Raw genomic sequence first — 11796 nt, 5'->3', positions numbered from 1 at the left:
CCCCCCCCCCCCCCCCCCCCCCCCCCCCCCCCCCCCCCCCCCCCCCCCCCCCCCCCCCCCCCCCCCCCCCCCCCCCCCCCCCCCCCCCCCCCCACTGCGTTGTACGGGTCAGGCCCGGCCGGCGGGGGCCGGTTCGGCGGCCCGGCGGCCGGTCAGCAGGTGGTCGACGCTGAGCCGGCCGGCTCCGACCGCCGCCAGCAGCAGGCTCGCCGCGCCGAGGACGAGGAGGAGCTCGTAGCCGCCCTTGTCCACGAACAGGCCGTTGCCGGCGTGCACGAAGATGTACGCGCCGAGCATGTCCAGCGCGAGCAGGACGCCGGCGATCGGGACGACCGCGCCGAGGATCAGCGCCGCGCCACCGAGCAGTTCGACGCCCGTGGCGAACCACGCGGACACGGTCGGCAGGGGTACGCCGGCCTGGTCGAAGAAGGCGGCGGTCCCGTCGACGCCGTTGGTGACCAGCTTCTGCCAGCCGTGGGCGAAGAAGACGATGCCGACGCCGATCCGGGCGAGCAGCATCGCGACGTCACGGACGGTGGTGGGCAGGGTCATGGTTCTGCTCCTCATGCTGGATGGACTGCCGAACGGCCGGTCGGGGTCGACGCGCGCCGTGTCGCGGACGGCCGGGCGCGACGCGACCGGCGGGCGGAACGCCTCGCGGCCCGGATCTCGGTCCGCCGGTCCTGTCGGATGCCGCCGGGGACCACCGTACCCGGAGATGGTTGAAGGCTCAACCATCGGCGGGGAAAGTGATTGTCGCCGCGCCGCCGTTCTGCCCCGACCTGGGCGAATTACGCCCGAAGGGCGTGGACTCCGGGTGGTCGCCGGGGCGCGGTGGGCCGCCGCAACGGCGACGCGCCACCTCCCGGGGCGCGGTGTCGGCCGGCTCCGGGAAGGTGGCGCGCGTCGGGCTCCGGGTAGGCCCAGGGGGCGGGTGGTGGGTGGGGTCAGGCGGCCGTGGCCCAGATCGCCTGGAAGGCGGCCGCCTCGCCGGCCAGCCAACGCTCGATCTGCTCGGGCCGGGCGTCGGCGGGCATGCGGTGGGCCTCGCCCCGGCGGACGTCCACGAGGACCGGCTCGGCGTGCGGGAGCACCGCGTCCATGTGCCGGGCCATCAGGTGCAGGGTGGCGAGCACCGCCTCCGGGCTGGGCGGGGCCTCGTCGAAATGCAGGCGGACGGCCTCGACGCGACCGTCGGCGTGGCGTACGCCGAACTGGGGGTTGATCTTGACGGGCAGGTCGCCGAGCATGGCGAGCGCGTCGCGGGTCTGGGCGAGGTCGACGGCCCTCGGCTCGCCGAGGGAGTGCAGCCAGGCCCGCGCGCCGGGGACGAGGGCCTCGTAGAGGGGGCGCCAGCGGGGCTTGACCACGTCGGCCACCTGGTCGAGGTGGGTGCCGCCGGTGTGGAAGGCGATGTCGGCCTTGAGCGCCTTGACGAACTGGCCGTGCGGGTTGAAGCCGGAGCGGCTGACCCGCTGCTTGCGCAGGCCCCCGACGAAGGTGGCCTTGGTGGGGCCGGTGCGGTCGACGTAGCGGGTGAAGCCGAGCAGGGTGGCGTAGGGGGTGGGCGGGGCGGAGGCGGGCGTGGTCACGGGCGTCCTCCCAGGTCAGGAACTCGATTAGTACATACATTCTAATCGACCGGTGTGACATCGCCCAGGGGTGAAAGGGGCGGTGCCGGCACCCGCGCCATGGCCTTGGGGAGTTGGCCCGGCCAGTCGCTCACTGCGGCAGATACGGGCGCTGCCAGCGACTGTCGCACCTCTGCCGACAGGTCGAGGTGATCGAGGGGCTATTCCGAGGTTGGCGCGATGTGTCGCCTGCGAGTCCATTCCTCGAAGTCGGCAGGGGTGCGCACGCCGTCGTCAAGCACGGCGGCGTAAATGTCCCAGCTGGATATGCCTTTTCCGTACTCCGGTCGCCCGGCCCAGGCATCCTTCACCAGCAGAATCGCGGCACGAGTCTCCTCGGTAAGCCTCGTGGGGAGGTCCCTCACATGGGCAAGATCGGGTTGGCGGTCGGGCTCGTCTACGAACCAGATGTCGATCTTCCATCGCTGGCCGGCACGGCTACGGCACCGCAAACCCAGGTACAGACCGTCGGGATACCGGGGATTGGTGTTCCAGTCGCCGGTGTCGTTCCGGAAGCACACCTCACGCGTCTGTCCATGGAGAGCCAGCAGAGCAGCCGTCTGGGCCACCCCTTCCGTGTCCAGGGTTGAACAGACTACCGTCAGGTCCAGATCACGCCACACCATCAGGCCCAGCGCGGCGCTACCGACTCCCGTGACGCGGCCATGCCGAGCCAGGACGTCATCGAGTGCGAGGTCCGCCCGCAGGTCGGCTGCCTCGGACTGGAGCTCGTGCTGCCGCCGGACGAGGTCATCGATTCTCACGGACGGATTGTTCCAGCCCTCGGCGGCGCGACGATGCTTGGTCTCGCGAGAGCAGCGACGCACTCCCGCTCATCTTCTGAACGAGCCTGTACCAATCTAGAGCTGCCCCACCGAGGTGATCCGGACCACCGCGGCGCCCGCCTCGTCGGAGGCGGCGAGGTCGACCTCGGCGCTGATGCCCCAGTCGTGGTCGCCCTCCGGGTCGTCCAGGATCTGCCGGACCGTCCACTTCTCCCGGCCCTGCTCGATCATGAGCAGTGCCGGCCCGCGCGCGTCCGGCCCCACCCCGATCGAGTCGTACGCCTCGAAGTACGGCTCCAGCGCGTCGGCCCAGGCGTCGGCGTCCCAGCCCGACGCGGCGTCCAGTTCGCCGAGGTCGTGCCAGCGGCGCAGCGCGGCCAGCTCGACCCGGCGGAACAGGGCGTTGCGCACCAGCACCCGGAAGGCGCGGGCGTTGCGGGTGACCGCCGGGACGCGGTCGTCCAGCGCCTCGGCCGCCTCGGCGGCGTCGGTGGGGTTGCGCAGCCGCTCCCACTCGTCGATCAGGCTGGAGTCGACCTGGCGGACCAGCTCGCCGAGCCACTCGATGAGGTCGACCAGCTCCTCGGTCTTCGCGTCCTCGGGCACGGTCTGCCGCAGCGTCTTGTACGCGTCCGCGAGGTAGCGCAGCACGAGGCCCTCGGAGCGGGACAGCCCGTAGAACTGGACGTACTCCGTGAAGGTCATCGCCCGCTCGTACATGTCCCGCACCACGGACTTGGGGGAGAGCTGGTGGTCGGCCACCCACGGGTGGCCCTGCCGGTACATCTCGTACGCCGACTCCAGCAGCTCCGCGAGGGGCTTGGGCCAGGTCACCTCGTCGAGCAGTTCGAGCCGGGCCTCGTACTCGATCCCCTCGGCCTTCATCGCGGCGACCGCCTCGCCGCGGGCCTTGAACTGCTGCGCGGAGAGCACCTGGCGCGGGTCGTCGAGGATCGACTCGATCACCGAGAGGACGTCGAGGGCGTACGAGGGGGACTCGACGTCGAGCAGCTCGATCGCCGCGAGGGCCAGCGGTGACAGCGGCTGGTTGAGGGCGAAGTCGAGCTGGAGGTCGACGGTGAGACGGACCCGCCGGCCGGTCTCGTCCGGCTCGTCGAGCTGCTCGACCACCCCGCCGGCGCGCAGCGCCCGGTAGATGGCGATGGCGCGCCGGATGTGCCGGCGCTGGGCGGCCCGGTCCTCGTGGTTGTCGGTGAGCAGGTGCCGCATCGCCGCGAACGCGTCGCCGGGGCGGCCGATCACGTTGAGCAGCATCGAGTGGCTGACCTGGAAGCTGGACGTCAGCGGCTCGGGCTCGGCCTCGACCAGGCGCTCGAAGGTGGGCTTGCCCCAGCCGATCGACCCCTCCGGCGGCTTCTTGCGCACCACCTTGCGCCGCTTCTTCGGGTCGTCGCCGGCCTTGGCCAGGGCCTTCTCGTTGTCGATGACGTGCTCCGGGGCCTGCACCACCACCCGGCCGATGGTGTCGAAGCCGGCCCGACCGGCCCGCCCGGCGATCTGGTGGAACTCGCGGGCCTTGAGCAGCCGGGTGCGCACGCCGTCGTACTTGGACAGGCCGGTGAACAGCACGGTGCGGATCGGCACGTTGATCCCGACGCCGAGGGTGTCCGTGCCGCAGATGACCTTGAGCAGGCCGGCCTGGGCGAGGGTCTCCACCAGCCGGCGGTACTTGGGCAGCATGCCGGCGTGGTGCACGCCGATGCCGTGCCGGACCAGCCGGGACAGGGTCTTGCCGAAGCCGGAGGTGAACCGGAAGTTCCCGATCGCCTGGGCGATCATGTCCTTCTCGGCCCGGGTGCAGACGTTCACGCTCATCAGGGCCTGGGCGCGTTCCAGGGCAGCGGCCTGGGTGAAGTGCACGACGTAGACCGGCGCCTGCTTCGTCTCCAGCAACTCCTCCAGGGTCTCGTGCAGCGGCGTCATCGCGTACGAGAAGAGGAGCGGGACCGGCCGCTCGGCCGAGCGGACGACGGCGGTGGGCCGGCCGGTGCGCCGGGTCAGGTCGTCGACGAAGCGGGTGGTGTCGCCGAGCGTGGCCGACATGAGGACGAACTGGGCCTGCGGCAGCTCGATCAGCGGCACCTGCCACGCCCAGCCGCGGTCCGGCTCGGCGTAGAAGTGGAACTCGTCCATGATCACCTGGCCGACGTCGGCCCGGTCGCCCTCGCGCAGCGCCAGGTTGGCCAGGATCTCGGCCGTGCAGCAGATGATCGGGGCGTCGGCGTTGACGCTGGCGTCGCCGGTCAGCATGCCGACGTTGTCGGCGCCGAAGACCTCGCAGAGGGCGAAGAACTTCTCCGACACCAGGGCCTTGATCGGGGCGGTGTAGAAGGTGGTCCGGTCGTCGGCCAGGGCCGCGAAGTGCGCCGCGATCGCCACCAGGCTCTTGCCGGAGCCGGTCGGCGTATTCATGATCACGTTGGCGCCGGAGACGATCTCGATGACCGCCTCCTCCTGGTGGGGGTAGAGGTCGAGACCGCGCTCCTTCGCCCAGCCGGCGAACGCGTCGAAGAGGGTGTCGGGGTCGGCGCTGGTCGGCAGCGCGGCGGTGAGCGTCATAGCGGGTCCCATGGTGCCTGGATCATGCCCCCGCGCGCCAACCGGCCCCGGGCCGTCGGGCGTGGGGAAGAAGACCCTGCACGATGGAATACGGTGACCGGGGCCTTTGTCACGCCCGCCGGTAGATCAGGTCGAAGACCGGGCGGCCGGCCGTCAGGGCTCGGCGCTCGAACTTGGTGACCGGGCGGTGCGGCGGGCGGGGGGCGAAGCCGTCGTGCGCGTTGACCAGCCCCGGGTCGGCGTCCAGCGTCTCCCGCATCGCCTCGGCGTACTCGGCCCAGTCGGTGGCGCAGTGCAGGGTGCCGCCGGGCACCAGCCGGGAGCGCAGCAGCGCGACGTGGGCCGGCTGGATGATCCGCCGCTTGTGGTGCCGCGACTTGGGCCACGGGTCCGGGAAGAAGACGTGCACCGCGTCCAGCGACGCCGCCGGCAGGCCCGCCACCAGGTCCAGCGCGTCGCCCTGCGCCACCCGCACGTTGCGCAGGCCGTGCCGGTCCACCAGGTCCAGCAGGTTGGCGATTCCGGGCGTGTGCACCTCGACCGCCAGATAGTCTCGATCCGGGTCGGCGGCGGCCATCGCGGCGGTGGTGTCGCCCATCCCGGACCCGATCTCCACCACCACCGGGGCCCGACGGCCGAACAGGCCGGCCAGGTCCACCGGCGTGCCGGGCTCGTCCGGGACGAGCAGGCCGTGGACCGGCCAGAGCCGGTCCAACGCCTCCGTCTGGCGGCTGCTCATCCGGCCGCGGCGCGGATGGAAGGTGCGGATCGTCCGGGCGGCGGGCGGCGCGGGCGCGGCGGCGGGAGAGTCGATGAAGGTCACAACGACCCGAGCGTACGCGACGACCGCGCCGGATCGCATGTGATGTTCGCCCGGGGATGAGAGGATCCATCCCGTACGGCAGACCGGGCTCCTGGTGTTGCCCGGCACTGCCTCAACGCGCCGGGAGGTGGCGTCGTGTCAGTGCACCGCGGCGGTCTGGCGCTGGCGATCGCGACCGCGCTCGCCGGCCCGCTGCTCGCGGCCTGGCCGGCCGGGGCCGCCCCGCCGACCACCGGCCTCCCCGCTGCCACCGGCCTCCCCGTCGCCGTCGGCCTCCCCGTTGCCGGATTGCGGGCGGAGCCCGCGCCGGGGGGCCCGCCGCAGCCGAAGCCGCCGGAGCCCACCGTCTTCGTCGAGGTCAGCCCGAGCACCGTGCAGCCGGGCTTCCTCGTCGGCATCCGGGCCAGTTGCCGGGACAACTCGATCCCCGCGATCGTGGTCTCGGACGCCTTCGGCCGGGTGCAGGTGCAGCCGCAGCGCGGGCTGCTGACCGCCGCGCCGATGGTGCGCGAGCGCACCCGGCCCGGCAACTACCGGGTCAAGCTGGAGTGCCCCGACGGGGAGACCGCCTCGACCATGCTCCAGGTGGTCAAGGCGGTGAAGCCCAGTCGCGGCCCGGCGACGGGCTTCGGCGGAGGCGACGGCGGGTTCACCGGCGGGCTGCTGCTTCCCGGTGGTCTCGCGCTGACCGTGGCCGGCATCGTCCTCGCGGTGGTCGCGGCGCGCCGCCCGCGCGCCGCGCGGGACGCCGCCCGACGGTGAGCCCGCTCATGGCCACCTCGCCCGCCCCCCAGCCGCCCGCCGCAGCGGCCCGCCGGCGTCCGCCGCCCGGACGCCGCCCCTGGTCGGTGCCGCTGGCCGTGGTGCTGGTGCTGGTCGGGGTCTTCGCCACCGGGGCGGGGTTGGGGCGGACGGCCGGGCCGTTCGACTGGGCCGCCGGCGCGGGGGAGTCGCGTCCGGCCCGCAGCGAGAGCGGCGCCCTGTCGGCCAGCCGGCCCGTACGCCTGTCGATCCCCTCGATCGAGTTGGCCGCGCCGGTGGCGCCCGTGGGCGAGGCCCGGGACGGCTCGATCGCCGTCCCGCCGCTGGACCGGGCCGACGAGACCGGCTGGTACGACCGGGGCCCGACCCCCGGCGAGCCGGGCCCGGCGGTCATCGTGGGGCACGTGGACACCAAGAGCGGCCCGTCGGTCTTCTACGACCTGCACAGGCTGCGGCCGGGCGACACGGTCGAGGTGACCCGGGCGGACCGCTCGGTCGTGGTGTTCCGGGTCGACTCGGTGGAGCACTTCCCGAAGGAGCGGCTGCCGGCGGAGCGGGTCTACGGCGACGAGGGCCCGCCGGGTCTGCGCCTCATCACCTGCGGCGGCGACTGGCTCGGCGGCCGGACGGGCTACGCCGACAACATCATCGCCTTCGCCACCCTGATCTCCTCCCGCCCCGCCTGACCCACCGGGGACGGGGTCAGGGGCGGGGCGGGACCTGCTGGACGACCTCGAACTCCAGGAGGTTGGCGCCCGAGGCGACCGGGGGGCGCCGTTCGCCCGTGCCGGCGTGGGCGGCGCGGGAGGGGCCGGCGGCCCACGCCTGGTAGGCCTCCTCGCTCTCCCACCTCGTGTAGACGAAGTAGCGGTTCTCCCCGGCGACCGGGCGGAGCAGCTCGAAGCCGAGGAACCCGGGGGAGTTCTCCACGGCGCCGGCCCGGGCGGCGAACCGCTTCTCCAGTTCCTCGCCCGCGCCGGGAGGGACGTCGATCGCGTTGATCTTCACGACTGCCATGGCTCCACCCTAGTCACGCCGTCGGGGCTCAGAACGACTCGACCGCCGGAACCAGGTCGGCGTCCACCACGATCGGGGCATGGTCGGACGGGCCCTTGCCCTTGCGGGCCTCCCGGTCCACGTACGCCGAGCGGACCGCCCGCGTGAACGGCGCCGAGGCGTACACGAGGTCGATCCGCATGCCCTTGTTCTGGTGGAACATCCCCGCCCGGTAGTCCCAGTAGGTGAACGGGTGAGGGCCCTTCATCGGGGTGGGCACCACGTCGGAGAGCCCGAGGTCGCGCAGCGCCGCGAGGGCAGCCCGCTCGGCCGGGGTGACGTGCGTGGAGTGGGTGAACACCGCCGGGTCCCAGACGTCGGCGTCGGTCGGGGCGACGTTGAAGTCACCGCAGACGGCCAGCGGCACCCCGCTCGCCAACTCCGTCTCCAGGGCGTCCCGCAGCGCCGCGAACCAGGACAACTTGTACGCGTAGTGCGGGTCGTCCGGCGTGCGGCCGTTCGGCACGTACACCGACCAGACCCGCACCCCGTCGCAGGTCGCGGAGATGGCCCGGGCCTCCGGCTCGGGGAACCCCGGCTCGCCCGGGAACCCCACCACCACGTCGGCCAGGCCGACCCGGGACAGGATCGCCACCCCGTTCCACCGGCCGTCGCTGTGGCTGGCCACGTGGTAGCCCAGTTCGCCGACCTCGGCCACCGGGAAGGCCCCGTCCGGGCACTTCGTCTCCTGTAGGCAGACGACGTCCGGCCCGGTGCCGGCCAGCCACTCCAGCAGCCGGGGCAGGCGGGCCTTCACCGAGTTCACGTTCCAGGTCGCCAGGCGCATGGGTCCAGCCTGCCCCATCCGTGCCCGCGCCGCCGCGTCAGCTCCCGGGGTGTCGCGCCGGCGGCCCGTCAGGTGGTCGGGGTGTCGCCCGGGCGGGTCTGCTCGGCCAGGAACCGCTCCAGCTCTGCGCCCAGCTCGTCGGCGGTCGGCAGCGGCCCCGTCTCCTTGGCGAGCAGGCTCCGCTCGCCCCGGCCGCGCGCGAACGCGTCGTACTGCTCCTCGAGGGCCTGCACCAGCTGGGCGGCCTCGTCGGTCTGCGCGACCTGCCGGTCGATCTCCAGCCGGACCACCTCGGCGGCCGAGCGCAGCCCGTCGCGGGGCAGCAGCAACCCGGTGCTGCGGGACACGGAGGCGAGCAGCACCTCGGCGGCGGCCGGGTACTCGGTCTGCGCCACGTAGTGCGGCACGTGGGCGGCGAAGCCCAGGGCGTCGCGGCCCAGCTCGCCGAGGCGGAACTCCAGCAGGTGCCCGACGCTGCCCGGCACCTGCACCCGCTGCAACCACGGCTCGTAGCCGGCGATCAGCTCGCGCCGGGTGGCATGTGCGGTCACCCCGGCGGGGCGGGTGTGCGGCACGGCCATCGGGATCGCGTTGAGCCCCACGGTGAGCCGGACGTCCAGCCGCGCGGTGAGCGCGCCGACGGCGGCCACGAAGCGCTCCCACTGCAGGTCCGGCTCCGGGCCGGTGAGCAGCAGGAAGGGCGTCTCGTCGTCGTCGCGCAGCACGTGCAGCTCCAACGCCGGGGCGTCGTACGACTCCCAGTGGTCCTCGACGAAGGTCATCACCGGCCGGCGCGAGCGGTAGTCGAAGAGCTGGTCGACGTCGAACCGGGCGATCGGGCGGGCGTCCAGCGAGGTGAGCAGCTGCTCCCTGGCCAGTCGGGTGGCGCTGCCGGCGTCGACGAACCCGGTGAGGGCCTGGATCAGGACGGGCTGACCGAGGTCGGGCAGCTCGTCGATGAGTTCGTAGAGCTCGTGTGGGTCGAGCACCGGTGCGGACCTCCCTGGGTCGTGCGTACGGGTCGCCGCGCGGGGACGGCACCCGTTCGGGGAACGTACCCGCCATCCTCATGCATTCCTGCCGGCGGCTCCCGGGGGGCCACCGCGTGATCAGCAATCAGGGCGTATCCCCGCAACTCCACCGTCGGACGCCCAGCGATGGCCGTGAGGTGGACCAGCCTATCGGCCGAAAGGGTGACCTCGGGGATCATGCACTCGGGGTCGGCGCTTCGTCCCCCTTCCGTGCGGCCAGGGGGCGCCCGGGCGCCGCCGCGAGGTATGCCCGGTACGCGAGATGCGTTCCCGGTCGCCCCGGAACGCTCGGGGCGTCCTGCGGGTGGGGGCGCTTTCGTGAAAAATGCCACGAGATCACCCGGGGTGATCGGAGTTTGGGTCTGCCTAGCCTCGGCTGATGCGTGACGACCGCACCCTCGACAACCAGATCACCCCTGGTGACCCGATCGACCGTTCGGACGATACCCCCTCGCGCGATCGGCCTGCTGGCCTCCGCTCCGTCGGGGCGTACGCCCGGATGCTGCTGCCCGCGCCGGCCCGGGCCCGGGTCGCCCTCGCCGCCGGCGTGCTGTGCTGCCTCGGCCTGACCGCCGTCGCCCAGGGCGCCCGGGACGACTCCGCCGCCGACCCGGCCCCCGTCGCCGCCCCCTCCGCGCTCGCGGAGCGCGCCGAGCCGGACGCTGCCTCCCGCAGCCTGGAACGCGCCCCCGCCTCCACCCCCGCCAGCCCCACCGCCGCCGCCGACCCGGACACCGCCACCCCCGCCCCGAAGAAGACCAAGCGCAAGCCCGTCGACCCCGCCCCCGTGGCCGGACTCGACAACGCCCAGATGGAGAACGCCGAGGTGATCGTGCGGACGGGGCGGAAGATGGACATGCCCCGGCGCGCGTTCGTCATCGCGGTCGCCACCGCGATGCAGGAGAGCAACCTCTACAACATCGCCAGCGGGGTGCTTCCCGAGTCCCAGAACTACCCCCACCAGGGCATCGGTTGGGACCACGACTCGGTCGGGCTGTTCCAGCAGCGCTCCAGCAGCGGGTGGGGCGAGGTGGGGCAGCTGATGGATCCGGAGTTCGCCACCCGGCAGTTCCTCGCCGCGCTGGCGCAGGTGCCCGGCTGGCAGCAGATGCGGCTGACCGACGCCGCCCAGGCGGTGCAGATCTCGGCCTACCCGGAGCACTACGCCAAGCACGAGTGGCGGGCCGCGGAGGTCGTCGAGGCGATCCTGGAGGCCGGCCAGTAGTCTTCCGCCGACCACAGTGGACGGTTGCGGTTCGGGTGTCCGGGGTACGGATGTTGTCGCTCCGGGGTACACATGGAAGAGGCGCCACCGACAGGAGGACGACATGTCTCTGATGCAGCGGATCAGCACCTTTCTGCGCTCGCCGAAGGGCCAGCAACTGATCGACCGTGGCCGGCGCGAGCTGGCCAAGCCCGGCACCCAGCAGAAGCTGAAGGGCCTCGCCGCCAAGCTCCAGAACCGCCGCTGACCCCCGACGACCTCTCCGACCCCCGGGAGAACCAGTGACCGATTCCGCGCCCGCCGACGGCCAGCCCACCCAGCCCGCCGCGGGAGCGCCCCAGCCGCCGGCGGTGGTGCCGGCGCCTCCGCAGGAGGTCCCGGAGGCGCCGCCGCTCAAGCTCTGGGACCGGATGCGGGAGGATCCGCAGTACGCCCCGGAGCACCTCGCCCTGGAGGCCGTGCGCCGGCTGGGGCCGGAGGCGGCGCAGTGGGCCGCGCGGGCCCGGGCCGAGCAGCCCGGGGCCTCCGTCGAGGCCCTGGCGGAGCAGGCCGTACGCAAGTTCGTCAACCACGCCCGGCTCTCCGGCGCCGTCTCCGGGGCGGCCGGGCTGCCCGGTGCCGTGATCGACGTGGGCGTGCTGGCCTGGACCCAGGCCCGGATGGTGCTGCACGTCGCCGCCGCGTACGGCGTCGACCCGCTGCACCCCGACCGGGCCACCGACCTGCTCGTGCTGCAGAAGGTGCACAAGGTGGCCGAGAGCGCCCGGCTCGCGCTCGGGGTGGCCGCCGGGCGGGAGCGCGCCGGTGCCCTGTTCGGCAGCGGCGGGCAGAACCCGCTCGGCAGGGTGATGCTGCGCCTGGGCGTACGCCTGGCCCAGATGGCCGGGGTGCGCGCGGCGAAGCGGCTCTTCGCCAAGGTGGTGCCCGGGGCGGCGATCATCCTCGGCACCTGGGCGAACTCGTCGGCCACCAAGGACCTGGCCGTCCGTTCCCGTGCCCTCTACCGCCACTACGGTGCCCTCGCCGTCCCCGGACCCCGCCGACCCTGATCCCTCGGGCCGGCTCTCCGCCCGTGCCGGCTTCCCGGGCCGGTCCGTGCCGGCGACGACTGGTCCG

Annotated in this window: 13 protein-coding genes; 5 read left to right on the top strand and 8 right to left on the bottom strand. The window is 73.4% G+C overall.

What is annotated here, in order from left to right; genetic code table 11:
* Positions 1-108 precede the first annotated feature (108 nt).
* The 5 genes from ACZ6O2_RS18765 to trmB form a co-directional block, all read right to left on the bottom strand.
* Complete coding sequence (locus tag ACZ6O2_RS18765) at positions 109-552, bottom strand: DoxX family protein (protein WP_466023674.1); 444 nt, start codon at positions 550-552, stop codon at positions 109-111.
* Between the two features lie 395 nt (positions 553-947).
* Positions 948-1592: a hypothetical protein gene (locus ACZ6O2_RS18760; RefSeq protein ID WP_363704713.1), complete on the bottom strand. Its 645-nt coding sequence runs from the start codon at positions 1590-1592 to the stop codon at positions 948-950.
* A 200-nt stretch (positions 1593-1792) separates the two neighbouring features.
* Positions 1793-2395: a hypothetical protein gene (locus tag ACZ6O2_RS18755; protein WP_466023673.1), complete on the bottom strand. Its 603-nt coding sequence runs from the start codon at positions 2393-2395 to the stop codon at positions 1793-1795.
* A gap of 96 nt (positions 2396-2491) precedes the next feature.
* A complete protein-coding gene (locus ACZ6O2_RS18750) occupies positions 2492-4996 on the bottom strand; it encodes a DEAD/DEAH box helicase (RefSeq protein ID WP_466023672.1) in 2505 nt (834 codons plus the stop codon).
* Between the two features lie 109 nt (positions 4997-5105).
* A complete protein-coding gene (trmB, locus tag ACZ6O2_RS18745; RefSeq protein ID WP_466023680.1) occupies positions 5106-5735 on the bottom strand; it encodes a tRNA (guanosine(46)-N7)-methyltransferase TrmB in 630 nt (209 codons plus the stop codon).
* Between the two features lie 225 nt (positions 5736-5960).
* Here trmB and ACZ6O2_RS18740 point away from each other — a divergent pair, with 225 nt between their 5' ends.
* Both ACZ6O2_RS18740 and ACZ6O2_RS18735 read left to right on the top strand, forming a co-directional pair.
* Positions 5961-6581, top strand: a complete 621-nt coding sequence (locus ACZ6O2_RS18740; RefSeq protein ID WP_466023679.1) for a hypothetical protein — start codon at positions 5961-5963, stop codon at positions 6579-6581.
* A gap of 8 nt (positions 6582-6589) precedes the next feature.
* Complete coding sequence (locus tag ACZ6O2_RS18735; protein ID WP_350706396.1) at positions 6590-7267, top strand: class F sortase; 678 nt, start codon at positions 6590-6592, stop codon at positions 7265-7267.
* Positions 7268-7283: 16 nt separating this feature from the next.
* On the opposite strand, the gene ACZ6O2_RS18730 is transcribed toward ACZ6O2_RS18735, so the two are convergent.
* The 3 genes from ACZ6O2_RS18730 to ACZ6O2_RS18720 all read right to left on the bottom strand — a co-directional run bounded on the left by ACZ6O2_RS18730 (position 7284) and on the right by ACZ6O2_RS18720 (position 9413).
* Positions 7284-7598 carry an antibiotic biosynthesis monooxygenase family protein gene (locus ACZ6O2_RS18730; RefSeq protein ID WP_350706394.1) on the bottom strand — a complete coding sequence of 105 codons (315 nt, stop codon included), beginning with the start codon at positions 7596-7598 and terminating at the stop codon, positions 7284-7286.
* 28 nt (positions 7599-7626) lie between these two features.
* Positions 7627-8424, bottom strand: a complete 798-nt coding sequence (locus tag ACZ6O2_RS18725; RefSeq protein ID WP_363704723.1) for an exodeoxyribonuclease III — start codon at positions 8422-8424, stop codon at positions 7627-7629.
* A 68-nt stretch (positions 8425-8492) separates the two neighbouring features.
* On the bottom strand, positions 8493-9413 hold the full coding sequence (locus tag ACZ6O2_RS18720; protein ID WP_350706391.1) for a proteasome assembly chaperone family protein: 921 nt from the start codon (positions 9411-9413) through the stop codon (positions 8493-8495).
* A gap of 421 nt (positions 9414-9834) precedes the next feature.
* Between ACZ6O2_RS18720 and ACZ6O2_RS18715 the strand changes: the two genes are divergently transcribed.
* From ACZ6O2_RS18715 to ACZ6O2_RS18705, 3 genes are all read left to right on the top strand, one after another.
* A complete protein-coding gene (locus ACZ6O2_RS18715) occupies positions 9835-10680 on the top strand; it encodes a peptidase M23 (protein WP_466023671.1) in 846 nt (281 codons plus the stop codon).
* A 103-nt stretch (positions 10681-10783) separates the two neighbouring features.
* Complete coding sequence (locus tag ACZ6O2_RS18710) at positions 10784-10927, top strand: hypothetical protein (RefSeq protein WP_350706387.1); 144 nt, start codon at positions 10784-10786, stop codon at positions 10925-10927.
* Between the two features lie 34 nt (positions 10928-10961).
* The gene (locus tag ACZ6O2_RS18705) at positions 10962-11729 is read left to right on the top strand and encodes an EcsC family protein (protein WP_350706386.1); all 768 of its coding nucleotides are present in this window, start codon (positions 10962-10964) and stop codon (positions 11727-11729) included.
* Positions 11730-11796: the final 67 nt, after the last annotated feature.

Source organism: Micromonospora sp. NPDC048040, from assembly GCF_055587185.1.
Note: the sequence above shows the minus strand (reverse complement) of the source record. Positions and strands in the feature narration are given on the sequence as shown.

Coding starts and splice junctions, on each gene's coding strand:
- ACZ6O2_RS18765 (WP_466023674.1), bottom strand. CDS start 552: ATGACCCTGCCCACCACCGTCCGTGACGTCGCGATGCTGCTCGCCCGG.
- ACZ6O2_RS18750 (WP_466023672.1), bottom strand. CDS start 4,996: ATGACGCTCACCGCCGCGCTGCCGACCAGCGCCGACCCCGACACCCTC.
- trmB (WP_466023680.1), bottom strand. CDS start 5,735: ATGAGCAGCCGCCAGACGGAGGCGTTGGACCGGCTCTGGCCGGTCCAC.
- ACZ6O2_RS18735 (WP_350706396.1), top strand. CDS start 6,590: ATGGCCACCTCGCCCGCCCCCCAGCCGCCCGCCGCAGCGGCCCGCCGG.
- ACZ6O2_RS18730 (WP_350706394.1), bottom strand. CDS start 7,598: ATGGCAGTCGTGAAGATCAACGCGATCGACGTCCCTCCCGGCGCGGGC.
- ACZ6O2_RS18725 (WP_363704723.1), bottom strand. CDS start 8,424: ATGCGCCTGGCGACCTGGAACGTGAACTCGGTGAAGGCCCGCCTGCCC.
- ACZ6O2_RS18715 (WP_466023671.1), top strand. CDS start 9,835: ATGCGTGACGACCGCACCCTCGACAACCAGATCACCCCTGGTGACCCG.
- ACZ6O2_RS18710 (WP_350706387.1), top strand. CDS start 10,784: ATGTCTCTGATGCAGCGGATCAGCACCTTTCTGCGCTCGCCGAAGGGC.